21 protein-coding genes are annotated in these 25,970 nt (G+C 47.6%); 15 read left to right on the forward strand and 6 right to left on the reverse strand.

What is annotated here, in order from left to right; all coding sequences use genetic code 11:
- Positions 1-32 precede the first annotated feature (32 nt).
- The 4 genes from JTN23_RS14805 to JTN23_RS14820 all read left to right on the forward strand — a co-directional run bounded on the left by JTN23_RS14805 (position 33) and on the right by JTN23_RS14820 (position 4,891).
- Positions 33-2,681 (forward strand): PAS domain S-box protein, encoded by a 2,649-nt coding sequence (locus JTN23_RS14805; protein WP_247235630.1) that lies wholly within the window; start codon positions 33-35, stop codon positions 2,679-2,681.
- A gap of 18 nt (positions 2,682-2,699) precedes the next feature.
- Positions 2,700-3,113 carry a response regulator gene (locus tag JTN23_RS14810; protein ID WP_247235631.1) on the forward strand — a complete coding sequence of 138 codons (414 nt, stop codon included), beginning with the start codon at positions 2,700-2,702 and terminating at the stop codon, positions 3,111-3,113.
- Between the two features lie 162 nt (positions 3,114-3,275).
- A complete protein-coding gene (locus JTN23_RS14815) occupies positions 3,276-3,689 on the forward strand; it encodes a hypothetical protein (protein ID WP_247235632.1) in 414 nt (137 codons plus the stop codon).
- 161 nt (positions 3,690-3,850) lie between these two features.
- A complete protein-coding gene (locus JTN23_RS14820) occupies positions 3,851-4,891 on the forward strand; it encodes an aldo/keto reductase (protein WP_247235633.1) in 1,041 nt (346 codons plus the stop codon).
- Positions 4,892-5,597: 706 nt separating this feature from the next.
- On the opposite strand, the gene JTN23_RS14825 is transcribed toward JTN23_RS14820, so the two are convergent.
- Both JTN23_RS14825 and JTN23_RS14830 read right to left on the reverse strand, forming a co-directional pair.
- Positions 5,598-6,374 (reverse strand): hypothetical protein, encoded by a 777-nt coding sequence (locus tag JTN23_RS14825; RefSeq protein ID WP_247235634.1) that lies wholly within the window; start codon positions 6,372-6,374, stop codon positions 5,598-5,600.
- Positions 6,349-7,110 (reverse strand): ParA family protein, encoded by a 762-nt coding sequence (locus JTN23_RS14830; protein WP_247235635.1) that lies wholly within the window; start codon positions 7,108-7,110, stop codon positions 6,349-6,351. The genes JTN23_RS14825 and JTN23_RS14830 overlap by 26 nt, the downstream gene beginning before the upstream one ends.
- Before the next feature lie 859 nt (positions 7,111-7,969).
- On the opposite strand from JTN23_RS14830, the gene JTN23_RS14835 reads away from it, so the two are divergent.
- From JTN23_RS14835 to JTN23_RS14870, 8 genes are all read left to right on the forward strand, one after another.
- Complete coding sequence (locus tag JTN23_RS14835; protein ID WP_247235636.1) at positions 7,970-9,415, forward strand: replication initiation protein; 1,446 nt, start codon at positions 7,970-7,972, stop codon at positions 9,413-9,415.
- A gap of 409 nt (positions 9,416-9,824) precedes the next feature.
- Positions 9,825-10,535 carry an ABC transporter ATP-binding protein gene (locus tag JTN23_RS14840; RefSeq protein ID WP_247235637.1) on the forward strand — a complete coding sequence of 237 codons (711 nt, stop codon included), beginning with the start codon at positions 9,825-9,827 and terminating at the stop codon, positions 10,533-10,535.
- A gap of 2 nt (positions 10,536-10,537) precedes the next feature.
- Positions 10,538-11,959: an ABC transporter permease gene (locus JTN23_RS14845; RefSeq protein WP_247235638.1), complete on the forward strand. Its 1,422-nt coding sequence runs from the start codon at positions 10,538-10,540 to the stop codon at positions 11,957-11,959.
- 3 nt (positions 11,960-11,962) lie between these two features.
- A complete protein-coding gene (locus JTN23_RS14850; protein WP_247235639.1) occupies positions 11,963-13,348 on the forward strand; it encodes an ABC transporter permease in 1,386 nt (461 codons plus the stop codon).
- A 235-nt stretch (positions 13,349-13,583) separates the two neighbouring features.
- Positions 13,584-14,504 carry a DMT family transporter gene (locus JTN23_RS14855; protein WP_247235640.1) on the forward strand — a complete coding sequence of 307 codons (921 nt, stop codon included), beginning with the start codon at positions 13,584-13,586 and terminating at the stop codon, positions 14,502-14,504.
- Between the two features lie 237 nt (positions 14,505-14,741).
- Positions 14,742-14,999, forward strand: coding sequence for a hypothetical protein (locus tag JTN23_RS14860; RefSeq protein ID WP_247235641.1), 258 nt, complete (start codon positions 14,742-14,744; stop codon positions 14,997-14,999).
- 401 nt (positions 15,000-15,400) lie between these two features.
- Complete coding sequence (locus JTN23_RS14865; protein ID WP_247235642.1) at positions 15,401-15,967, forward strand: DUF4142 domain-containing protein; 567 nt, start codon at positions 15,401-15,403, stop codon at positions 15,965-15,967.
- A gap of 320 nt (positions 15,968-16,287) precedes the next feature.
- The gene (locus tag JTN23_RS14870; protein WP_247235643.1) at positions 16,288-16,713 is read left to right on the forward strand and encodes a response regulator; all 426 of its coding nucleotides are present in this window, start codon (positions 16,288-16,290) and stop codon (positions 16,711-16,713) included.
- An 89-nt stretch (positions 16,714-16,802) separates the two neighbouring features.
- Here the strand turns inward: JTN23_RS14870 and JTN23_RS14875 are convergent, their stop codons facing one another.
- Positions 16,803-17,216 (reverse strand): DUF983 domain-containing protein, encoded by a 414-nt coding sequence (locus JTN23_RS14875; protein ID WP_247235644.1) that lies wholly within the window; start codon positions 17,214-17,216, stop codon positions 16,803-16,805.
- A 109-nt stretch (positions 17,217-17,325) separates the two neighbouring features.
- A complete protein-coding gene (locus JTN23_RS14880; RefSeq protein WP_247235645.1) occupies positions 17,326-18,207 on the reverse strand; it encodes an AraC family transcriptional regulator in 882 nt (293 codons plus the stop codon).
- A 238-nt stretch (positions 18,208-18,445) separates the two neighbouring features.
- Here JTN23_RS14880 and JTN23_RS14885 point away from each other — a divergent pair, with 238 nt between their 5' ends.
- On the forward strand, positions 18,446-20,062 hold the full coding sequence (locus tag JTN23_RS14885) for a M81 family metallopeptidase (protein ID WP_247235646.1): 1,617 nt from the start codon (positions 18,446-18,448) through the stop codon (positions 20,060-20,062).
- A 118-nt stretch (positions 20,063-20,180) separates the two neighbouring features.
- Here JTN23_RS14885 and JTN23_RS14890 read toward each other — a convergent pair whose 3' ends face one another.
- A complete protein-coding gene (locus JTN23_RS14890; RefSeq protein ID WP_247235647.1) occupies positions 20,181-20,624 on the reverse strand; it encodes a response regulator in 444 nt (147 codons plus the stop codon).
- Positions 20,625-20,806: 182 nt separating this feature from the next.
- Here JTN23_RS14890 and JTN23_RS14895 point away from each other — a divergent pair, with 182 nt between their 5' ends.
- Positions 20,807-23,605, forward strand: coding sequence for a PAS domain-containing protein (locus tag JTN23_RS14895; RefSeq protein ID WP_247235648.1), 2,799 nt, complete (start codon positions 20,807-20,809; stop codon positions 23,603-23,605).
- A gap of 137 nt (positions 23,606-23,742) precedes the next feature.
- Here the strand turns inward: JTN23_RS14895 and JTN23_RS14900 are convergent, their stop codons facing one another.
- On the reverse strand, positions 23,743-24,144 hold the full coding sequence (locus JTN23_RS14900; protein WP_247235649.1) for a response regulator: 402 nt from the start codon (positions 24,142-24,144) through the stop codon (positions 23,743-23,745).
- Positions 24,145-24,508: 364 nt separating this feature from the next.
- Between JTN23_RS14900 and JTN23_RS14905 the strand changes: the two genes are divergently transcribed.
- On the forward strand, positions 24,509-25,873 hold the full coding sequence (locus JTN23_RS14905; RefSeq protein ID WP_247235650.1) for an SBBP repeat-containing protein: 1,365 nt from the start codon (positions 24,509-24,511) through the stop codon (positions 25,871-25,873).
- Positions 25,874-25,970 lie beyond the last annotated feature (97 nt).

Below are 25,970 nucleotides of genomic sequence, written 5' to 3' on the forward strand. Positions count from 1 at the left end.
TCTTGAAATTGAACTCCTTACAACTGCCTCCTATGATTGGTATTCCCGGGCATGAAGTCCCGGGAAAGTGGGTAGGTGACGCTTACCCGGCTACTGCGCTGGGATCCTCTGAACAATGGCCACAAAGTCTGCGAACCACATTAAGTATAGTAGAAAGCTCTGTGCTGCCCATGGTTCTCTTCTGGGGGATTGACGCCCTGGTTTTCTATAATGAAGCCTTTAGAAACCTTAGTGCATTCGACCAGACGGGCCTCCCTCCCCGGGGAAGCTCAGCGTATAGTACCTGGCCGGATGTAGTACCTCTAATAAAACACATATTACTCTCGGGTACTGACCCCAGTACTACTACCGATCTACTACCTGCCGATAGTCCGTTACAGGTGGAGCAATGGCACCCTTCGTGCAGCCCGGTGATGGACGAAACAGGCCGTCCGGGAGGAATATTGGTAACGTATGTACAGACAGGACTAGCCCCTGATGCCCCCCATAGTTCCCCTCCTGCAAGCCAGAATCAGCATAAGTTGATTCTGGATCAATTACAGGCTTGCATTATCCTTCTGGATCATACCGGAAGGATAACCTATGCGAACGATCAACACTGCTGCTTTCAACCAAAAGGTGATATAACGGGTTATAACTATCTGGATCTATGCAGGCAATCGGGTGAAACAGCCGCGGGTGGCATAGCCGAAGGGATTGAAAAAGTCATACGTGGGAAGTTAAGTATATTTGCTCTGGATTACCACTGCCAATCCTCAGCCCGTCCCCACTGGTTCAGGGTAAAGGCCATTCCCCTACTCACGGAGGAGGCTCCACCAAGTGTTTTGGTCACTCACCTGGATATTACCGATCGAAAGCTTACAGAACTGCAGACACAGAAGGCCCTACAGGAAAATCAAAAGATTCTGGATGCCTCGCTGGATGTGATCTGCACCTTTGATGATAAGGGGAGGTTCATCCAGGCAAGTAGCGCCTGCCGGATGGTATGGGGATACGAGCCCGAAGAACTCATCGGCAAGTACTTTATGGATATGGTAGTACCCGAGGATCATCCCAAAACCATGGAGGCGTTCAACTGGGTCATTGATAATAACTACCTGCGCAACTTCGAAAACCGCTATATCCGCAAAGACGGCACCACAGTACCCATCGTATGGACGGCCACCTGGGACATCGAAGAAGGGGTACTATTCTGTATAGGTCGGGATGATACTGAGAAGAAAAAGGTAGAAGAGCAACTAACGATCAATAATCAGAAGATCACCAACATACTGGAAAGTATAACGGATGGTTTTTTCACCCTTGACAAGGACTGGAAGATTACCTACTGGAACCACGAGGCCGAGCATATTCTGGGAGTTAGTCGCGCTGAGGCAATGGGAAGAAACCTCTGGGAAATGTACCAGGAAGCAATCCCACTCCGGTTTTATACCGAGTACCACCGGGCCCTGGTCGAACAGGTATCCGTCCACTTCGTAGAGTACCTGCCTTCCATCGGGGCCTGGCTCGATGTCAGCTGCTACCCTACCGAGGATGGATTGACCTTGTACTTCCGGAATGTGACAGCCCGTAAGCTGGCCGAGGAGCAGATCAGAATAGCCAAAGAACGCTATGACCTGGTAGCAAAGGCTACACACGACGCGATATGGGAATGGGATCCGATGGATGGCAAAATACATTGGGGAGATGGCTACAAAACCTTGTTTGGCTATGACATAGCCGAAAAGATATACGATACTGACTCATGGTTAGCACACATTCATCCGGATGATAGTAAGGCCGTGATGGAAAGTATTCACCAGTCTATCCGGTCATCACAGGCAACGCAGTGGAGGAACGTGTACCGGCTGGTCAGGGCTGAAGGTTCGTACGCTACCGTACTGGACAGGGGTTTTCTCATCAGAGGGAATGATGGTACGCCTATACGTATGATCGGATCTATACAGGATATATCCCTGCAAAAGGAAGCCGAAAAGGAGCGGGAAGAGCTGATCCGACAGCTTACCCAAAAAAATCACGACCAGGAGCAATTTGCTTACATTACCTCCCATAACCTCAGAGCTCCGCTATCCAACCTGCTGGGCTTGCTGTCCCTGGTTGACTGTATACCCACTGAGAATGCCGAACTCGATGAAATACTCAAAGGCTTCAGAGCCTCTACCATGGCTCTGAACAATACGGTAAATGACCTGATCAATATTCTGATCATAAAAGGCAAGCCCGTCCAGAACCGGGAACTGATCAGTCTGCGTAGTATTTATGACAAAGTGTGCCAGCAGCTCAACATGTCGATGGAGGAAGTGGGTGCATGTATTATCTTTGATGATTCCGAAGTTCCGGCTGTAGTTTTCGACAAGCTGTATCTGGAAAGTATCTTCATGAACCTGCTTAGCAACTCCATCAAGTACCGCAGCTTTAACCGAAGGCTGTCAATCAGTATCAGCACGAAGAATGAAGGAGACTCCGTACGGCTGATATTCAGTGACAATGGCATTGGTATAGATTTGGCCCGTTACCGGGAGCGTCTGTTTGGCTTCAACCAGCGGTTTCACGACCGGCCCGACAGTAAAGGCTTTGGGCTGTACCTGGTCAAGTCACAAGTTGAATCCATGGGTGGTAGTATCGAAGTCGAAAGTCAGGTAGAGGTAGGTACTACATTCACCATTACAATCCAAAAGTAGCATACATAGATAGCCCACATGATTGAAAAAGTACACTACATAGACGATGACAGCACGGCTTTGCTGATATTCAGAATGGTTAACAGCAAAGCTTCCTTTGCCCGGGAAGTAGTGACAGCCACCAATGGGCAGAAGGCCCTGGAATATTACGAGCAGTTAGCACAGTCGGGACAGGAAGAACAGAACTTGTACCCCCGCCTGGTCATTCTGGATCTGGACATGCCTGTCATGGGAGGATGGGAGTTTCTGGATGTATTCATGAAAGACTACTACATCTACTTCCCGGATACGCAGGTGTTTATTGTCTCCTCAACGATCAATCCGGCCGATAAGGAAAAAGCCAGTCAGTACCCGTGTGTGCTGAAATTCATATCCAAACCCATCACCGTTCAACTCCTCCATGAGTTGTCACTGGTACTGGAAGCGCAGTAGTGGTGTACCTGTATTGTCAACCCACTTTGCTATTCAATTACTAACTCTGGGGCCAGTATACCAACTTATCCGAAATGGATTGGTTGGTATACCCCATAAGCAGGCTAAATATATTACAGCAGGTTTTCTCTAAAAGGTTTCATCATCCGCTATATTGCCACTATGAATAAGTTGAAAAGAAAACACTGGATTGGTATTGTGGTAGCTCTGCTGCTGTTCTGGATCATTGGCAATTCCATAAGTCAGCCGGGAGTTAACGATCTGACCGGCGATTTCAAAGAGGTAGCTTTGTACCGCAATGAGAACAATACGGGACCTGTTGTACGTATCTATGCCGTAACTACCACTGATACCTTATGGTCCGAAATGGAGCAGTACGGCAACTTTATGCCTCATACCAAATACGGAACCACCAAAGTATACTTTTTTCCCGCTGGTGCGCCGGTACCTGCTAAGCTGGTACCGGGCGATGATAACTTTGAGGACGAGCTTAAGCCCTACTGCCTGGCCGTCTTTGAAAAAAATGCCATGAGTGCGGTATCGTTCCGTAAGTATCCGTACGGCAGAAACCAGTAGTTCTGCCGTACTTTCCCTCTCTGCTTTGTTGATCTCTCTTCCCGAATTGTAGTACATAGCCGGACGCTCTCCTCCGGCCTTTGATGCTCTTCCCTGATCGGGTTCAAACCTCATTCAGTGATTTTCGTTTCATCTAGAAACCATCACTACAACCACTACCTATGGAATATCGACAATTAGGTGCATCCGGACTTCAGGTACCGGTACTTTGCTTTGGTACTGCTACATTTGGTGGCGGCAATGATTTTTTTAAAGCCTGGGGGAGTACGCAGGTAGAAGAAGCAACCCGGATGATCAACCTCTGTATGGAGGCCGGTGTAAATTTCTTTGATACGGCGGATGTGTATTCAGACGGACTTTCGGAGGAGATCCTGGGCAAAGCCCTCAACGGACTCCGGCACGAGGTCCTGATCTCGACCAAGGCTACTTTTCCCTTCGGCCAAGGCCCCAACAACCAGGGCTCCTCCCGCTTTCACCTGATGCGACAGGTGGAAGGCAGCCTGAAGCGTTTAAATACCGACTATATTGATGTGTACCATATGCACGGCTTCGACGGAGTCACACCCGTCGAAGAGACCCTGCGGACACTGGATGATCTGGTGCAAAGCGGAAAGATTCGGTACCTGGCTGCTTCCAACTACTCGGGCTGGCACCTGATGAAGTCGTTGGCTATATCGGAAAAGTACGGCTGGAACCGGTACGTAGCCCATCAGGTGTACTACTCACTGGCCAATCGGGAGTACGAATGGGAGCTCATGCCACTGGGCCTGGATCAGAAGGTAGGAGGCATCATCTGGTCACCCCTGGCCGCTGGCCGACTGGGTGGCAAGTACCGCCGCAACCAGCCCCTACCGCCCGATAGCCGCGTTGCGCAAGGGGGTAGTCCGGTACCCGAAGCCGTTGTCAATGAAGAGGTATTCTACAATACGCTGGATACGCTTGATGAGATTGCGGCCGAAACCGGTAAGACCGTCGCTCAGATTGCCATCAACTGGCTCCTTCAGCGCCCTACCGTTTCCAGCATTATCATTGGTGCCCGCAACGAGGAGCAACTCCAACAGAATCTGGCAGCCGTTGGCTGGAACCTGACCACCGAGCAGGTTAAGCGCCTGGATCAGGCCAGCGAACTACCTACCATTTATCCTTACTGGCACCAGCGGCAAAATGTAAAGCTAAATCCCCTGCCTGACTTCTATAAGTAGGTACCCCACAGCCTAGGGCTTGCTACCGGGCAATGTCCTAAAACAAAGGAGTCAAAGGCCAGTAGCCTTTGACTCCCAAACAATATCCACACCATTATTAGAAATTCAAATTCTTCTCTTACATAGAGCAATAGTGATGCCAAAAATTCAGGATCTCACTATTACAAGACACAGAAATCGAAATTATTTTTATTCAAACTATATACTCCCATCTATCTCCCTGGTACTATTCCTTTAGTACTTCATCTTTCTTATATACACGTACTGTACGCTGAAGTACTAGTATAGTCTGCCTGACTACTATTTTAAGTACCCCGCTTTACGCAGACAAATTTAAAAAAACACATATACCTCATCACTATAATCCCTCTCTAGTACCTGATTACTGCCCGTCTTTCCAACTATACTACTTTCTGTCTTGGTACATATAGGGTGTTATATAAGCTAGGGTCGGAAGGATTTGCATAGGATAGGGCCTCGACCGCTCTATCGTGAATTGTCTATCGGTTTACATATAGAAAGAGCCGCTACTCATATAGCGGCTCCTGATGTCATACAGTAAGGAGTAGTGGAGTACCCAGTAGTACCATATATCGGTAGTCTACTCCCAATCTCAATGAGAGTAAAATGTGTTTTTATCTATACCTACTTCTATAGGAACCAGTACCTGAGGCAGTGTCTTTATCTAAATAGTATTCTTACCAAACTATTTCAATTTTCGGATTATGCCTATTTTCTCGGCCTGGGTCAGGGTAATCAGCGCCCGGTAGTCTTCAGAGATTTCGTGAGCAGCATCCGGACTAATCCGCTTCCATATATCTTCCAGCTTGTTTTTGATGAGCCATTTGCCGCTGATCTCTATACGTACATCATCCAGCTTGGCCTTAGCTACCTTGTTGCGCATCTGCTTCAGGAGCTCTTCGGTTTCATCCGGAGCTTTAGTGGTTGCCTGATGGGGTTCCTGTTCTTCAATGAGGTGATCAGTAACTTCATTGATCAGCTTCACCGTAACCGGACGCGCCTGTTGTACACTCTCCTCGACGATCTTCTGCCAGGCCCGGAACCTCAGTACGGCGGGTATCCGCGATAAAGCCGCGGCGTGCGATTCCTTGTCGGGAGGAGCAACCCTTTTGTCGGAAATTTCCGACAAATTTTCTGACAGCTGATTTACTATCTCAGCGGCTCCCATCAGCTCGTAAGCGCGCTGCCGCTTGAGTTGCCAGCGATCCTGGCAGTAGCTTTCAAAGGTCTTATAGTGGCTGCGATACAGTTTTTTATCCCGGATCTCGTACAAGGCGCTACCCACCTCCACAAAAGTCTTTAATCCCTTGTGGATAATTTCTTCGCACTCTTCCAGGCGCGACTGCTCTTCAAAGGAAAGCTCAGATAGTTCAGTGCTTTCGTCTTCCAGGGAGGGGAGAGGAGCTACCGCCTCCGCGTGCAAGTCACGCAAAAGATCACTGCTGAATTTTTTCTTCGCCATATAGTTCTAGTAGTTCATCGCATAATTTACTGAAATCACTGGCTCCCCGTGAGTCGGGTGCATAAGCAAAAATGGACTGGGCAAAGGCGGTACTTTCCATCAGCGATACATCCTGCCGGATCGACGTTTCAAATACCCGCACCATCGGATTCTGCATAAGCTTCTGCAGTACCATTTGTCCAAACTTGGTCCGCATGTCGAAGCGGTTAAACAGGATGCCGGCCAGCTTGATCCTGGGGTTCATCCTGCGTCTGATCTTGGCCGTGAGCTGAAGTATCTCGTCCAATCCCACGTAGGCAAAGTTTTCACCCTGCATAGGTACCACAAAGTAGTCACTCGCCACCAGGGCATTGACGGTCAGTGATCCCAGGCTGGGAGGACAATCGATAATGACAAAATCGTAGTCCTTTCCCTCAAGGTTTTCCGACAAAAAGAAGCCGCTATCCGGCTCGGTATTGATACGGTACTCATAGCTCAGGAGCATCCGGTGGGCAGGCAGCAAATCAAATCCGTCCTTTTTTACGACCACCTCATCAAAGCCAGCTTCTCCCAACAGCAGCTCCCCAATATGGCGACCCGTAGTCGGGACTCCCGCGGCGATGGTAAGATTACACTGAGCATCCAGATCAATTAACAGTACTTTATGATTGCGATTGGCGAGGGCAGCGCCCAGATTGTAGGAAGTAGTGGTTTTACCAGTTCCCCCTTTGTTGTTGGTTATAGAGATTACCTTCATAGAGAAATGAGTCTTGATAGAGCCAAATGTATTATTTTCTTCCTGAATTCAGACACAACACCTCAGCTTTTGCGTAAATATTTGCAGGACCCGCTGGTTTGTTCCTGCCCAACCAATGTGTGGTATATGTGTTTTTTCATTTAGCTGCTGATGCCTGCAAGGGTATTTCGCCAGGCACATGGCCCCCAATCAGATAGATCCTACCAAGCCAGACGCAGTAACGTGCTGGGTTCGACTACATCAATGGTAAGGTAGTATCTGCAAATAGGGTAGGAGGTATATGTGTTTTTTAACCCTTACCTGCAGGTCACGAGGCGTCACTGACCCTGGAATGACGTGAGGGAAATGTGTTTTTATTTGCGTGTTATCTCTAACTCATTGACCCTAAAGGACTAATTCCTTTGGCACGGCGCCCCGCGGAAATTTATTCTAAGGGTGTCAATGCTCCTACAGTAGAAAGAGAGCCTACCAAACGCAAAAAGATGAGAGGTTTTTGTGCTTTATTACCAATTGGGCTACTAAAAACCAGAACTAAAAAATGCAACTACAATTATTATTGTATGTTCTTCTCTTTTACAATTTAATATATTGTATTCTTTAGAGCTTTGCAAACGTCTGTATCTCAATGCCTTTCAGAGGTTTAAAGCACGTATACCTCTCGATAAAAGCACAAATACCACCCGATATAAACACATATACCTCCTGATATAAACACCTATCCCTCCCAATAAAAGCACGTATAGCTCACCATTTAAGCACGTATACCTCTAAGTAAAAGCACAAATTCCTCTTATTAAAGCACGTATTCCTCATCTCTTTTTTTTACATTTGGATACGTACTACCCATATATGTTGATAAATGGCTAAAGGACCTGAGGAAAGTAAACGATCCAAGAAGTACAAGTCGATTACGCTCATCAAAAAAAGTAATGAGCTGGTAGAAGCCCGTTACCGGTTTACGCTGTGGGAGATCCGACTGTTCGAGAAGATGGTGAAAGAAATCCATAAGGATGACACCGAATTCAAGCAGGTGGATATCTTTATCCGGGACTTTATGTCGGAGTACGATAAAAAGCCCAACGGAAAGCTGTACGAGGAAATACGTAAAGCCGAAGAACTGCTGCTCAACCGGGTAGTACATATACCCTATACCGACGAAAATGGTGAAGGTCGTCTGAAGAGCTACCCGCTGATGGCCATGGTAGACCGGCCCAATGATCTGAAAGGGTACATGGGCGAAGGAGGGTACCTGAGCCTGAAGTTTAATAATGAGCTAAGCCCCTATCTGCTCCAGCTTAAGCAGCGCTACACGCAGTATGATCCCGAGATAACCATGCAGATCGACAGTACCTACGTCATTCGTACGTACGAACTGCTGAAGCTGTACGAATACGTTGGATCAAAGACCCTGAATTTTGATGAGTTCCGGGAGATGATTGGTGCCAAGGAGTATGACTCCAGGCTCAAGAAAGTCATCAAGGATACGCTCAAAACCTGGGAGCACGTCAAGCAGCGGGTGCTGGAGCCCGCTTACAAGGAGATCAACTCCAAAGCCGATATTACCTTTGATTACGAACCACAGTACGAACGGCGGCCCGGTGCGGGTAGAAAGAAGGTAGTAGGCATACGGTTTTTCAACATCCAGGCCAAGCGTAAGAAGCAGGTCGGAGCGGCCGAGGAGAATACGGTGGTAGAGCCTATCCTGGACATAAGTGGTGACTTTGAGGCGGTGTATAAGCAGGTAAAGGAGTACGTAAGCAGTACTACCGTAGAGAAGTGGTTCCGGGACTTTCCGCAGGAGCAGATCAGAAGAGGGATTAACTATACTTTCAGCCACCTCAAAGCCGGCCATACCATACACAACATTGGCGGCTTTCTGCAGGCCATGGTAGCGATCAGGGATCTGCATAATCCGTACGAGAAACAGGAGCAAAAGGCAGCCGATGGGCGTAAGAAGCAAAGCGAGCACGAGTCCCGGGCAGGAGTAATAAAAGAACTGGAGCTTAAAAAGGAGCAGCTGCGTAAGGCACAGTTTGACCGTCAGTTTGCCATCGCCTGCAATCTGCTGGAAAAAAAGGCTTCACTCAGGGAGCGGCTGATCGAAAAGGCGCAGCATAGTCTGTTTGCCCGATATAATAAGGATGAAAGCTACGAAGCAAACCTGGAGAAGGCCCCCTTTCAGGCGTTTCTGGTGGGGTTTGTAATGGGGGAGCACCCCAAACCTTTTGAAGCTCATACCAATGAGTTCAAGGCGTTAATTGATGCCGTTGAGCAGGAGATCGGGGAGATGCACAGCAGGCTCTAAAATCCGGTACATACTTCCAATAAACTTATAGCGCTTAGGACCTACCTGGGAGCAGCGCTCATACCTTTATTGGTGCAGCAGCTTTGTTGGGCCTTTATTGATGCATTTCTCTGCCATTACTTTATACTTTTCCCTTCTGTGGGTACCTACTACTTACAGTTTTATCCGATAAATAATGGTCGGTAGCCATTGCAAATTAGCAATGGAAGCTCCATATTTGCAACTACGATGCATTTGCATCCTGGTTGCAAATATGGTAGTACTATCTGTTTAGCCGGAAAATATATCTAGGAGGCTACGATAACTTCCGGCCAAGCCTGGGGCCACCTGCCCGGGACCACGAAATTTTATGGCTACTATGGACTATACCTTCTGAATCTAAACTAATCTCCATAAAACATTTACACGAATGAGCATTGTTCTGGAAGCGAAAAAGCTTAGGAAAGAGTACCAGGATAAACTGGCGCTTAAAGGATTGGATCTGCAGATCAGGTCCGGGGAGATCTTCTGCCTGCTGGGGCAGAACGGTGCCGGCAAATCTACTACCATCAACCTCTTCCTGGGATTTATCAAACCTACCTCAGGGGCAGCGTACATCAATGGGCTGGAAGTAGCCTCCCATACCACCAAAGTAAAGGAATACCTGGCGTACATACCCGAGAACGTCATGCTGTACCCCAACCTGTCGGGCCTGGAAAACCTGGCCCTGTTCAGCAGCCTGGCGGGATTTAGCTACACCCAGGATGAGCTGGTGCAGTACCTGGTAGGGGCCGGATTACCGGCGGAGGCAGTCCGACGCAGGGTAGGGGGGTACTCCAAGGGAATGCGCCAGAAAGTAGGTATTGCCATTGCGGTGGCCAAGCAGGCCAACGTACTGCTGCTTGATGAACCTACCTCGGGGCTGGACCCCAAGGCCAGCAATGAGTTTTCGGAACTACTGCTCCGGCTGAGCGAGGCCGGTACGGCCATTTTTATGGCGACTCACGATATTTTTCGCTCCAAGGAAGTAGGTACGCGGGTAGGTATCATGCGGGAAGGCGAACTGGTGGATGTACTGGCCGCATCGGACCTGGATGCCAATGAGCTCGAAAAACTATACTTAAACTATATGCACGTGTAGGTATGGTCAGAAGCATCGCCCAGAAAGAATTTATCAGTACCCTCCGCGATAGCCGTTTTATGGCTCTTAGTATCATCGTGCTGTTGCTCCTGCTGGCGGCTACGGTGGTGGGCCTGCACAGCTACAGCACCCTGCAGAAAGAGCGTGAGGTAGCCCAGCAAACGGTAAATGATCAGTTTGCCAACTCCGCCGACCGGCATCCGCACCGCATGGCCCACTACGGCTCCTATGCCTTCCGGCCCAAGTCCAGCATTAGTTTCCTGGATTTCGGGCTCGATAGCTACACGGGCGCCTCCGTATACATGGAAGCGCACCGGCAGAACAGCGCCAATTTCAGCCAGGCTCAGCAGTCGTCTTCCCTGATCCGGTTTGGGGAGATGACCGTTGCCTTTGTGTTACAAATGCTCATTCCGCTGCTCATTATTTTCCTGTGCTTTGCCGCCATTACGCAGGAGAAGGAAACCGGTACCCTGAAGATCCTCCTGAGCCAGGGCATTTCGCTCCGGCAGCTAGCCTGGGCCAAGATCGCCGGGTACAGCCGGGTTGTAGGCCTAGTAGTGGCTCCCGCTCTGGTACTGGCCAGTCCGCTGCTTTTTAGCCGGGGAGGCTATGACCTGGAGGCCGACGTACTGCTCAGACTGCTGCTGTTTATCGTGTTTTACCTGATTTACTTCTTCATTTTTATTGTGATGTCGGTGGTGGTATCGTCCTGGTACCAGCGGTCCAGTACGGCTCTGGTAACGCTACTGGGCATCTGGATCTTCTGCTGCGTCATCCTACCCAAGGCTTCGGCCAATCTGGGTGCTAACCTGTATACGACGCCTACTAAAGCCCAGATGGACGCCGATGTGCACGAGGAGGTAGCCAAAGGCATTGACGGGCATAATGCACATGACCAGCGGGCCGAAGCGCTTAAACAGGAGCTACTCCGCAAGTACGGCGTAAAAACCCTGGAAGAACTACCGGTGAATTTTGACGGGATACAGATGGCCGCGGGCGAGGAACACAGCAGCCGCGTGTACCAGGAGCACTTTGAAGAGTTGACGGGCATCTTCGAAAACCAGAACCGTATATCCGAGTACGCCAGCTTTCTAAACCCGTACCTGGCCGTACGCCACTTGTCCATGGGCATGGCAGGCTCCGACTTCCGGCACTACATCCACTTCCAGAACCGGGCCGAAGAGTACCGGTACCACCTGGCTCAGGGGCTCAATCACATCCAGGCGACCCAGCTTAAGTACGGTGATAAGCAAACCCGGCTGAGCAGTGACACCTGGAAGAGTTTCAAGCCCTTTACCTATGAGACCCCGTCGGCAGGCTGGGCACTGGGTAACCACCTGCTATCCCTGGTGGCTCTCCTGCTGTGGCTGGTGCTGGTATGTACAGTGGGAGTAAATCGGATCAACAATACACAAATTACCTAAGCCATGATAAGAAAGTTCTGGATTTTGATAAAATACGAATGGATCAACTTCCGGGCCGACAAGGGCTTGCTGATCCTGACGTTGTTTACACTACTGGCGGGCCTGTACGGCATTTACTACGGTACGACCGAGATCGATAGACAGCGCCGGAATATTGCCGCTCTGGATAGCATTACAGAGCATAATATCGAGGAGATGAAAGCTAAGTACCCCGGTGAGGCTGATGCGGGCGATATCGGGTACTACCACTCTACCTTTGCCGTCAATCATCCTGACACCTGGGCGAGCCTGTCCATGGGCCAGCGGGATGTGAATCCCTACTACATCAAGCTACGCCTGCTTAATCTCCAGTCGCAGTTGTACGATACCGAAAACATCAACCCGCTCAAAGTACTTTCAGGAAACTTTGACCTGGCCTTTGTATTCGTTTACCTGTTCCCGTTACTCATTATAGGATTATGCTTCAATATCCTGTCGGTCGAAAAGGAGCAGGGTACACTCCCGCTCCTGCTATCACAGCCCCTTGGCTTGCCGCTGATCGTGGGCGCTAAGCTGGGCTTTCGGGTGATGATCGTGCTGGCTCTCGCACTGTTGCTTTCAATAATTGCTATGGGATGGGGTAGGGTAGTACCCGATGTACGGATAGGCATGTGGTTGGGGACGGTGGTACTGTACTGCCTCTTCTGGTTTGGAGTGGCCTTTCTGGTAGCCGCCCTGCACAAGGGATCTGCTTTCAATGCCATTACACTGCTGGGAGTATGGCTCCTGCTCACCATCGTGATACCCGCCCTGCTCAATGTGTACGTAGCGGTAACCCAGCCGGTACCGCAGGCACTGGAACTCACCATCCGGCAACGTGAGGTAGTGCACGGAGGCTGGGACAAGCCCAAGCGCGAAACCATGGAAGCGTTTTTTGCCCGCTACCCGCAGTGGACTGATACCACCGAGATCAAGGGGCGCTTTGCCTGGCGCTGGTACTACGCTTTTCATCAGCTGGGCGACATGGCCGTGGAAGACCTGGCCAGGGAATACCAGGAGGGCCTACGGGCACGGCACCAGCTAGTGGAACGACTCAATGTTCTATCAGTTCCTGTCAATGTGCAGGGAGTATTCAATGCTTTGGCCGGCTCCGATCTGCCTTCTTATCTGGATTTTCTGCAAAGTGCTACGCGTCACCACGATTCCCTGAGGGAGTTCTACTACCCATTCCTGTTCAAGCAGATCCCTTTCAGGCACGCTGACTATCAGAATGAACCCCGACACAGCTTTACCAGCTCTCCGGATCTGGACACGGCGTACGGAGGTATGTATAAATTACTGGTCAGTGTGCTGGTGGTGTATGTAGCTGGTCTGGTGTTATTCCGGCTACTACCCGCTATGGTTAAGTAAAGTTTAGCTAAATCATATGCTCCGCTCTGCCTATCATGTGCGATAGGCAGAGCGGTTTTTTGCTGTTCACGTAAATTGAAAGTTATCCATTACCTTAGTTTGAAATCTCCTATTTCCCTAACTATGCAAACCGAAGTAGTAAGTATGGAATAGGGCAGGGGAGTACCCTAATTATCACATTGCCTACACCATCAACGGAGGGATGGCCGGGAGCTGACCAGGTAGTTACGAACTGATGAACAAAAAACTAGCATATATTTTTGTTGCGATGGCCGCCGCTCTATGGGGAGTGATTGGCTTGTTTGTCTCACAACTGTATGATCTGGGCTTTACCACCAATCAGGTAGTAGCCGTCCGGGCTCTATCCGCTACTGGTTTTCTGGCGCTGTATACCCTTCTGACCGACTGGCGGCGGCTGAGGATACGGCTCTCCGACACCCGGTACTTTATCGGGACGGGTGTCATCAGTATCGTGCTGTTCAACTGGTGCATGTTCAGCGCCATCCGCGAAACATCGATTTCGGTGGCTACCATTCTGCTCTATACGGCGCCCGCTTTCGTGACCATTCTGTCCCGTTTTCTCTTTAACGAAGCCCTGACCATCCGTAAGGTACTGGCGCTCCTGGCTACCCTGGCAGGCTGCGGACTGGTAGTTGGCATTGGATCGACGACGGATAATCCGGTCTCCCTCTATGGCATACTTCTTGGCCTGGGGTCCGGGTTTTTCTATGCCCTGTACAGCGTGTTTGGGAAGTACGCCCTGCAGAAGTATGATTCTCTCACCGTTACGCTCTACACCTTTGTCTTCGCTGCGATAGCCATTACGCCATTCAGCCATATTCAGCAGGTAGTTCCTCTGCTCCGGAAGACCGAAGCCTGGCTGTATATTGCCGGCCTCAGCTTTTTTTCTACCACCCTGGCGTATCTGCTTTACACCAAAGGCCTTCAGGTCATCGAGTCCAGCCGGGCCTCCATTGTGGCTACCATTGAGCCGGTAGTGGCCTCCCTGATTGGTCTGCTGGTGTTCCAGGAGATGTTAAGTATAGGGCAGTACCTGGGCATTGGGCTGGTACTGGCCGCCGTAGTGATCGTACAGGAGCCGGCTACCCAACCGTCAGACCAGGCCCTGGCTAACCGGGACGGAGCCATCTACTAAAAGAGGAGGCTTAGAAAGCCAGAATGGACATTTTGGTGAGGTTTTTGCGGGCAATTTGTCTCCGTTTTCTGCCGGTTATTTCTCCTTTTCTAGTACGCCCATTTTTGTATAATTATTGGCAAATCAGGTTATTTATAAGGCTATTGGTCGAAATTTCTGATCCATTGTGCCTGGTGGTTATACATTTGCTGAGGTTCAAACATAATCATGATCATATACCTCTGTATCTGTCCTACCATGAAAACTTTTTTAAAACACGGGGCCCTGGTAGCCCTGCTTTTCTCAGCCTACGGCTGTATTCCTGAACACCTTGATCCTACAAAAAGCGGTACGACGGGGGCAATCGAAAACCTGAAAATTAACGACGCCTTTACCTTCAAATCTATCAAAGATATTCAGCTGAATATCAAAGTTAGTGGTGGGTCAACCGCGGACGAACGGTTCCGGATCAACGTCTACGATGACCGACTGGTTGGGCTTGTTTTTTATATGTAGTATTCTGTGGTCAAATGGATCTGATTAACTATTCAAAAGCCAGACTACCTGATATACCTGTAGTATTGACTGTAAATCAATTAAATGGCAGGCTGTCTACTTTGAAATAAAGGACTTTTATAGAAACATAGCGAAATGTCATAAAGGAGAGCAGAAAATTACTACGACTATAGCTATACCTGATATTAATTTATGATGAAGATATTCAACAGAATGTAGTTTTTTACAGCCGTCTTACAATCATCCAATGGTTGATATACTTTATAAATAAGAATTAATTTCAACTATTTTAGAAGTATTCATAGTATTACTTTAACTATTTGAATTATAGCTATATATGCTACTAAGGTAGGTACGCTTATTTTAGTAGTAACCTGTATAAACTAATAGAAGCCACAGGTATGAAAAAATTAAAATTAAGCGTAATTCTTCTCTCGGGGTTGCTTTTCGCAGCTTCCTGCAAAAATGATGATGATAATGTCGTTACTGTTCCCGAGCAGGATAGAAACTTTGCCGTAATGGCAACAGATGCTAATTTGTTCGAAATTCAGGCGGGACAGTTAGCACAGACCAAAGGCGCCAGACAGGATGTTAAGAATTTCGGACAGATGATGGTTACAGACCATACAAAATCTACCGAGGAATTGATGGGCATAGCTACTCCCAAGAATATAACACTACCTACGACCCTTAGCACGGAGAAGAGACAAAAATACGATAGTTTGAATGCAGTTACTGGTCAGGCTTTTGACCGTATGTACGCCAGAATGATGGTTACTTCTCACCAGCAAACTATTAATCTATTTGAGACTCAGTCTAATCAGGGAGGAGATACTGAATTAAAGAGTTGGGCGACCGGTAAGTTACCGGCTCTGCGGACACATTTGCAAGGCGCTCAGACTTTAAGAGATAGTGTAGAAAGAGCTGCTATGCCTACTACCCCTACTACTACTACAGGTAATCAGTAGATTATTTCATATTCTAAAAAAGCAGGGACCATTCGGTTCCTGCTTTTTTATTTAAGGGACTCTCATTCAGATTACTATTGCCCTATTTTCATTTCATTCGAAATTGCCAGTCTCAGCAGAGAAAATTTGTATATTTCCTCTGCTGACTCTCCTGTTTTTTATCATTAAGCTTACGACTACTATAATCTTTCGAAGTTTTACTAAATATTGTTCCTAGCTTCAGCTTTACGTTAAAGTAACATTTGCTACTTTTAGTATAGTATACGTTTGTAACTGGTTACTTTATATATCTATACACCAATTATATTTAAGCTAAAAGCATGAGGAACAGTGTCTGTCTATTTATTGATGATGATGCAGAAGAGCATGAGATTTTTACAATAGCCATGATCCGGCTTAATCCCTTTCTTAATTGCGTTACAGTAAAAAGTGGAACTCACGCGGTAGAAAAACTGCAGAATGATGTAAACTTTACGCCCGATTATATTTTTCTTGATCTGAATATGCCGGGTATGGATGGAAAGCAATGCCTGGCCCATCTTAAAAAGATCGATAGACTTGAGAGAGTACCTATTATAATTTTCTCTACATCTTCCAACGAAACAGATGTAAAGGAAACCATGAAACTGGGCTCACATGGTTATGTAGTAAAGCCCGATACAATATCTGAATTAGTGGGTACTCTCGGGCAGATCATAAATACGCCCAAACAGACGCAGCCCCACTTCTTCTTCCCCAAAAACTAGGTGTAAACCAGGTTTAGTAGGTTGGGCAGTAAGTAGTCGTATAGTAAGCTACGTTATTTGAGCGTATGTTCAAACATGTAGGTGCTTTATTACGAAGCTACCCATCTATGCTTTTTCTCAATCTGATTGCTGGGACCTTCGTAGGGGATAAAAATAGCTATCCAGGCGGCACGTGATAACCTGAAAATGTAAGGCAGAAAAAAGATAGAGATAAATAGCAGACTGGTTACCATCATGGTAACAGTTAGCTGTTCGACAATAAGGCCAAGAGCTACCCATACGGCTACAAATAGGGCTGTATTGATCGCATAGCTTACAAACATGGCCCCCCAGTAGTAGCCAGGCTCGGGTTCAAGGTTTTGGCCGCAGCAGGTACACTCCTTATTCATGGTTCTAAACTTCGTTGGCTTAGCCAGTATAGAGGTAGGGAACATATCCCCTTCATGACAGCGGGGACACCTGGCGTTGATAATGCTATAAAAGGTTGATTTATTGGAGGACATGGCGTTCTGCATTTAGAATTAGATATACCACAAAAATACTCCCAGCTACCCATCTGAACAGGGTAGTAGTTATGGGTTTTGTGGTACTAAATGCAGATTCTGAATGGAGTCAGGTACGGCTGTACATTTTACGGAAATCTTCGGGTGTAAGCCCTACCTGCTTTTTGAAGAACTTGATAAAGTAGGAGTTGTCATTGAAATTGAGCAGGTACCCCACCTGCGTAACACTCAGGTCCAGATTAACCAGCATGCGCTTGGCTTCCAGCAGAATCCGGTGGCGAATCAGTTCCCCTGCCGACTGGCCGGTCTGCTCTTGGCAGATGGCGTTCAGGTGGCTGGGGGTGATGTGCAGCAAGTCGGCGTACTCCCGGGGGCGGCGCAGAGTCAGGTACTTCTTATCGATGAGCTTCTGGTAGTTTTTCAGCAGGATGAAATGGTGATGCGGTAGGGTCTGCGGTAGTGAAAGGGTTTTCTTCTGGTCGATGAGGATAAACAGCTCCAGCAGCAGTATACGGATCATGTCCCATTTCAGGGGCTGCTCGCTCTGATACTGTGCCAGAGCCTTTTCAAAGTTAGCCAGTACCTGTTCTCCATCCCCGCTAGCCAGGTTGATTACCCCTTCCCTGGCTACTCCACTAAAAAAGGAAAATGTATCCAGGTAATCAGGTTTGTGCAGGAATGAGTGGAAGAAAGAATCCGTAAAGTTAACCACGTACCCGTCTACCTGACCCTGGAAGTTCCAGGAGTGTACCTGCCCCGGAATCATGAAGTAAACCTGAAACGGCTGTGCCGTAAAGTTTTCAAAATCAATCGTGTGGGTACCTGCACCTTCCGTAAAAAAAACGATATGGTAGAAGCTATGCCGGTGTACGTGCGGGAGATTTTTCTGGTGTTGTTCCAGGTACTCACCAAACCGATGCAGCAGCACCTCCGTCTGGTCCATTATGGAGAGGTTCGATAGATCGATCAGAGGAATACTGTCTTTATGCATAGCCATAGATGTTGTGCCACTAAGGTACTAATCCTGTCATTAACCCTTTATCTGATCCTTCTCTTTTGTAGATAGGGAGGCTGATTTCCGCTACTCACCCGTCCTGTAATAGCTTACATTTTTGAACAGGTAAAAGGCAACCACTATTTTGTTTTTAAAATATTTTATTAATTTTAAAACTAGCCTTTTAGGGAGGCATAGTCAGAGCCTAAATCCAGTTTTACTTTACACATTTTATATGAAACGTACATTTTATCTGCTAATCACCTGCTACCTGATCTCCTGGCAGGCGTTTTCTTCCACTCTGGGAGAAAAACCCAGAAGCACCCCTTCACAAGCCGTAGCTACCGAAAAAGCTTCACCTACCAGGGCGCTGCCCCGGATTGCCATTGCCGGATTAGGTATCGAGTCAAGTACTTTTTCACCGGCTCTTACGCATGAGGAGGCCTTTCATGCCCGGTTCGGGACTAATGTATATACCCCTTACCCTTTCTTTAAAGAGGGATCGCCCATTCGGAAAAGGGCTGTATGGGTCCCCACAATAGTAGGTAAGTCACTACCGGGTGGCGCAGTAACCCGCGAAGCCTATGAGTCGCTTGTACGGAAGACACTGGACTCACTCAAAAAGAATGGACCCTACGATGGTCTGTTCTTCGATATACACGGTGCTATGAGTGTAGTAGGGCTGGATGATCCGGAGGGTGATTTCATAGCCCGGATCCGGGAGGTAATCGGAAAGAAAACCATTATCTCTACGTCGATGGATCTGCACGGAAATGTTTCCTGGCGGCTGGCGCAGCATTCTGATCTGATCACCTGCTACCGCATGGCACCCCACGAAGATGCCCTGGAGTCGAAGCAGCGGGCGGTTGAGAACCTGCTCACAAGGATCGAGAGTGGTAAGGGCAAACCTGCCTATAAGGCCTGGATACCCGTACCCATACTACTGCCCGGTGAGAAGACCAGTACCCGCATTGAGCCCGGCAAAACCATTTATAGCAAAGTAGCGCCTGCCGCGGCTCAGGAAGGTGTCATTGATGCCGCTATATGGATAGGTTATGCCTGGGCCGACGAGCCGCGCAATCATGCGGTAGTAATGGTAACGGGCGATGATAAGGCCAAGGTAAGTCGCACGGCAGAGCAGCTGGCCCGTACGCTATGGAATGCCAGACATGACTTTGTATTTGTGGCCCCTACGGCTACCCTGCAGGAGAGTCTGGATAAAGCCATTGCCAGCCAGAAGCATCCCTTCTTTATTAGTGATTCGGGCGACAACCCTACCGCCGGAGGAGCCGGTGACGTTACCTGGACGCTGACCGAAATACTGGCCCGGCCAGAGTTTAAGAAGGAAAACGGTCCTTCGCTGATCTATGCCTCTATTCCGGGTCCTGATCTGGTAAAGAAAGCCCTGGAGGTAGGGGTAGGGGGCAAGATTGATGCCTATGCGGGTGCTCAGGTGGATGCCCGTTTTGCGCCGCCCGTTCGTCTGGTAGGTACTGTTACTGCCATCGAAAAGGGAGATGTGAATGCCGAAGTAGAGGTAGTTGTAAAAGTGGGCAGCGTAAATGTAATCGTAACGCAGAAGCGTAAGCCTTACCACAAAGAAAAGGATTTTACCCGCCTGGGACTTAACCCCCGTCAGTCTGATATAGTAGTAGTGAAGATCGGCTACCTCGAGCCCGAATTGTACAACATGCGGGCCGACTGGCTACTGGCCATTACGCCGGGTGGTGTGGATCAGAACCTGGAGCGGCTGCCTTACAAACGGATCAATCGCCCCATGTACCCTTTTGATAAGGATATGAAGGATCCCGATCTCTCAGCCAGACTGGTACCTTCGTCGGATCAGATCTGAGGTATAGCCTAAGCAGGTAGTATATAGAAAAAGCGTCCGCACGGGTACCCGTGCGGACGCTTTTGTTTGAGATATTGATACCTCTGACAGAGTTAGCAGATCTTGCTTTCCAAACTAGCTACTGGTAATTCCGCATACGATCTGTATCACAGGCCGGGTACTCTATACTACTGTCAGCTACACCCGGAATAAGCTGTTGTAAAACAGAAGTCAGCTCCTTGTACGAGCCGGGCTTGGTTATGTACTGAGTAGAGCCAAGTTCAGCCGCTTCGTTTATATCTTTTTTGAATGACGAAGTCGAAAAGATTATGACAGGTACCTCCTTGAGCCTCTCTATCTTCTTTATTTCAGCAAGGCACTCCAGCCCGTTCATGTTGGGCATGTTCAGGTCTAGGAAGATGTAGGAAGGAGTAAACTCTGAATCGCTTTGCAGTTTCTCAACAGCATACTGGCTGTTAGCCTCACCGGAAAACTCCAGAGCGGGGCATACCTCCTTCAATACTGCTGCAAACAGATAATGATCATCGGTATCATCATCTATCAGGTAACAAAAAGACTTCAAGATTAAATGATTAACAGGGGAATGATATACTTTTACACTAATGGTTACAAAAATATATAAGGAGCTTGATTGATACTAATCTAAAGCAATTTTATTACAAATGCTTTTACTGTAAAAGGTAAGAAAGTTTTTATGTTTACTTTTAATTAGCGGCTCTATACCTTTATCCACTCTATCTTACATTGAAAGCACCTGTAACTGCTTCCAAAGGCCTGGTACCAGGCGGTACAAACGGCCTTACCGGACCAGGTGGCATTGATGGACGCATTCTGGATAGTTTACCTATGCAGATAGCCATTATTGACTGCCAGCATACGATTCTCTATATCAATGAAACCTGGCGCCGGTTTATAGCAGCGAATGGAGTTTCTGAAAAAGAATTGGTTGGGGCTGATTATCTGGAAACATATAGGATTGCCGATCGTCCTGATGTAGCACTGGGAATCAGGCAGGTACTGGTAGGCGAACAGACCAATTTTACCTTTGAGTTTCGTTGCCCGGTATCAATTGGGGCGGGTTGGATGAAGGCGCAGCTTACTCCGGTTATCAGGGAGGATACCATCCTGGCACTGACAGTCACGCATCAGACTAGTACCGAAACCCAAGTGATAGAGCCTACGCTGCCTGAGGTTTTGCCAGTGACGCAAAGTATCCAATGTCCTCAGCAGTTGGATAAAGTATTAGAAACAATCCGTGAAGGCTTATATACAGTGAACAGGCAGGGGGTTGTTACCTACTGGAACAAAGGAGCCGAAGCGATACTGGGTACAACCCGGGACGAGGCACTCGGAAAAAACCTTTGGCATCTCCTCCCCGATACAGAGTATCCAATTGCCTCTTCATCCCTGCAACGGTCATTGACCCAACAGATTTCTCTGCAATTTGAAGAATTCAGCCCCGGAACAAACCAGTGGCTGGAGGTGAGCGCCTATCCGTTTGAGGGAGGGCTAGCTGTTTTTGTCAGAGACATCACCGCTCGCAGGCAGTCAGAAGAGCAGCTGCGGATAGCTCTGGAGCGCTATGATATAGCTACCCAGGCTACTAACGATGCCGTGTGGGATTGGGATCTTATAACAGGTGAAACCTATCGTAGCGAAGGATTTAAGGAGATACTAGGGTTAGATGCCAGTGAGATCATACCTAATGAAGACTTCTGGCTGACTGTCATTCATCCTGAGGATTTAGAAAAGTCAAAACAAAACATCCGGGAGATCATAGCAGGTAGTGATATCTACTGGGAGCTTGATTACCGGGTACTCCGTAAAAGCGGGGGATATACGTATGTAAAGGATAGGGGCAAGGTACTTAGAGATGCGGAAGGCAAAGCCATACGGATGGTAGGGGCTATTCGGGACATATTCCAGAACCACTACTACCTGACGCTGGAAAAACTGGAGCGTGATGTACTGCAGATGAATGCCATAGGTGGTATGCCACTGGCTGATATCATGAGGCACTACATGCGGGAGATAGAGTTGCTCCATCCGGGTATGATTTGTTCTATTCTGGAAGTGCGTAATAACCGGGTCTATAACCTGGCTTCCCCTTCACTGCCACCCGACTACCGGAGTGCAATCGAAGGTTTACCGATCGGAGATAACGCCGGCTCATGTGGTACGGCTGCCTTCAGAAAAGAGAAAGTCATAGTGACGGATATTCAGAATGATTTTCGTTGGAAGGATTACAAATCACTTGCCTTACAGGCTGGCCTCCGGGCCTGCTGGTCACAGCCCGTACTCGATTCGTCCGATAACGTAATGGCTACCTTCGCCTGTTACTATACAGAGCCCAAAGCCCCAACGCAGCTGGAAGAAAACACAATCAGAAGGACGGAGCATATCCTGCAGGTGATCCTGGAAAGCAGCCGGACGGAAGAGGCCTTGAAGGAAACGAACAAGCGATATGAACTGGTAACGAAGGTAACCAATGATATCATCTGGGACTGGGATATCAAGAGTGATATAATATACTGGAGCACGAGTCTGGAATCAATGATCGGGATGCAGGAGATAGCCCCAATCAAAACCGTAGAGGCCTGGGCCACGCGTATTCATCCTGAGGATATAGATCGGATATGGGAAAGCCATACCAAAGCCCTGGGTTCACCTGATGTAACGCAGTGGAAGGGGGAATATCGGATGATCAAATCCGATGGCACCTATGTTACTGTGTTGGATAGAGCCTATCTGATGCGGGACAAAGAGGGTACCGCCGTCCGGATGATCGGTGCTTTACAGGATATAAGCCAGCAGAAAGAGCAGGAACTGGAAAGGGAGCAACTCATCAGGGAGCTGTCACAGACCAATCAGGACCTGCGTCAGTTTTCTTTTATTACTTCTCATAACTTCAGGGCTCCGCTCTCCAATCTGATGGGGCTGCTCAAACTGATGGAGGAAATATCCATCAATGATCCCATCCTGGAAGAATTGATACAAGGATTTAACGTCTCGACTTCGGCGCTGAACGATACCGTCAATGATCTGATCGATGTCTTGATCATCAAGGGCAATCCCTCCAAAGAGAAAAGTGAAGTACGGGTAAAAGAGATTTTTGATAAAATCTACGGCCAGATCAGGATTCCTCTCTACGAGGCGAACGCCAGTGTAGAGTTTGATGACAGTGCTGCTCCGGTAGTACTGTTTGACAGATCCTATCTGGAAAGTATTTTTATGAACCTCCTGACCAACTCCCTGAAGTACCGATCGTATGAAAGGCGGCTGCAGGTAAGCATCCGTACGCAGATAGCGGATGATTCAGTGCTTCTGATTTTCAGAGACAATGGCATTGGCATGGATTTGCCACGCTACCGAAACCGGTTGTTTGGGCTTTACCAGTGCTTTCACGAACGGCCGGACAGCAAAGGGTTGGGTTTGTACCTGGTGAAGTCTCAGATTGAAGCCCTGGGCGGAACGATAGAGGTAGAAAGTGAGGTCAATGTAGGTACTACCTTTACCATTGCTCTAAAAAAGGAAATGAGTTAACCTACCAGCACCTGGCTGACAGCGAGATAGTTTAGGAATTACGTAATAATTGAAGGCTTTGCTGAAATAGTATGTAGATGGAAGTGCCTGATCTGCAGAAAAAAACGGCTGAAACAGCTGATGAAATCCCTGATAACTTATGAATTACTGCCGGTAAGAGTAACTAATATTTCCTTAAGTTTAGCCACGATCTCCTTGTATCCACTGGGCTTTACCAGATAGCCCGTAGAACCTAGCTGCTGTACTTCGGTAATATCTTTATTGTAGGAAGAAGTAGAGTAAATAACGATAGGTACCTTTTTGATCCGTTCTATTTTTCTTAGTTCGACCAGGCACTCCTTACCATCAATTACGGGCATATTCAGGTCCAGAAAAATCAGCTCCGGACTATAATTATCATCCTGTTGTAATCTTTCCAGCGCCCTTACACTGCTATCCTCGATTTCAAGCACCAGCGAGGGAGCTATCTCCTGTAAAGCAGAGGCAAAGAGAAAGTTATCTTCAACATCATCATCAATAAGCAGGCAATTCGTAATCAAAGCATTTTCTGTTTTAAAGTTACATTATAGTGGGTGGGGTGTGAATATAGGTCTAAATTTGATATTTAACTGAGTTAGTAATGAATATGTTTATAAATTTTTTTAAAATCTTAGACAAGCTATACAAAAAGTCACTAGGGTACTCACAGTTAAAGAAGTAGGGTGCGATCTTGTTTCTCCTGCGTTGAGTACTTTACATCAATAGTATGCAATCTAGTGTACAACGTCATCCAACTGGTAGCTGTGATCAATATAGACTTAATAAATAAATATTGTATAACACTTGGTGGCTTGCTCAAATTAGCCATAAGTTTACGTCTGGTAACACTTCTGTTCACTCTATACATTACTCATACATTCCGCGATGAAAAAATCCTTTATTATTCTTGTAACACTATTAAGTAGTTGCCTTACCGGTTGTAAAGATCATAGCTTAGACCCTGTTCAGGACGAGGTAGCCACAGCCTGGCGAGCAGGTGGAGAGGCCGTAAACCAGGGAGAAGGTGTAGCTGTAGATGGCAACGGCAACCTGTATGTTACAGGTACTTTCCAGGGTACTGCCACGTTTGGCACAACTACACTCACTGCAAGTGGAGAAAGTGACGTTTTTGTTGCAAAATATACCGGTAAAGGCAGTCTCCTTTGGGTAAAAAAGGCTGGAGGCGCAGGTGTGGATGGAGGGTATAGTATAGCCGTGGATGCGGGTAACAGTGTGTATATAACAGGAAGCTTTCAGGGATCTGCTACATTTGGTACTACCACGCTTACCTCTTTGGGCGATTCTGATATGTTCATTGCCAAATATAACAGTAGCGGAGATGTAGTATGGAGTAAAAAAGTGGGGGAAACAGGTGAGGACACTGGATATGGTATTACGGTAGATAATGGAGGTAATATATATGTAACTGGTGGTTTGACGAAAGTACCGAGCGATAATTCTTCGTCCAGGCCTGGTACTGTGTATATAGCTAAATTGTCAGGCACGGGTGATGTTCAGTGGGAACTGAAGGGGGAAGGTACTAATGAGTATAATAAAGGTAAGGGAATTGCTGTAGATGGAAGCGGGAATATTTATGTAACTGGACAGATTGTAGGGACTTTGACTTTTGGTACTACTACGTTAGCAACTAATAATCAGGAGGTTTTTACTCTTAAACTATCTTCTAATGGTGATGTGCAGTGGGCTCAGAAGTCACAAGGTATATTTTTCGCTACTACAAATGCCATAGCCATAGATGGCAGTGGTAATGTATATGTAGGTGGTTTATTTAGAAATTCTATTCGTTTTGGATCTTTATCAATTGGTGCGCACCCGACTTCACATGATGCCTTCCTTGTTAAGTATGGTCCCACAGGTGAAGTTCAATGGCTTAAGCAGGTTGGTGCGCAGTATGCGAGTGTAGTGGATGATGATGTGAATGGTATTGCGGTCAATGAAAGTGGTAATGTATATGTAACAGGAAAATTCGGTAAGTTAGCCAATATGTTTAGTGATAAAACACTAACAGCAAGTGGCGAAAGTGATGCTTATATAGTTAAGATGACAAGTAGTGGAGATGTTGAATGGGCACACAAAGCAGGAGGAACAGGTTTTGATTACGGAAGAGGTATAGCAGTGACTAAACAGGGGGCAGTCTATATCACAGGTAGCTTTAGTAGTACCGGCACCTTTGGTTCCACAACGCTTACGGCAGGTGGAGTCAGAGACATATTTGTAGCCAGGTATTAGTAAATAGTTAGGCGTATAAACAGGTCCGGCAGAAAGTAGATGATTTGCTATTTTCTGCCGGACCTGTTTTGTCTTTGTACATTTACATTATTTAGGG

This window comes from Telluribacter roseus (genome assembly GCF_017355915.2).
Taxonomy (GTDB): Bacteria; Bacteroidota; Bacteroidia; order Cytophagales; family Spirosomataceae; genus Telluribacter.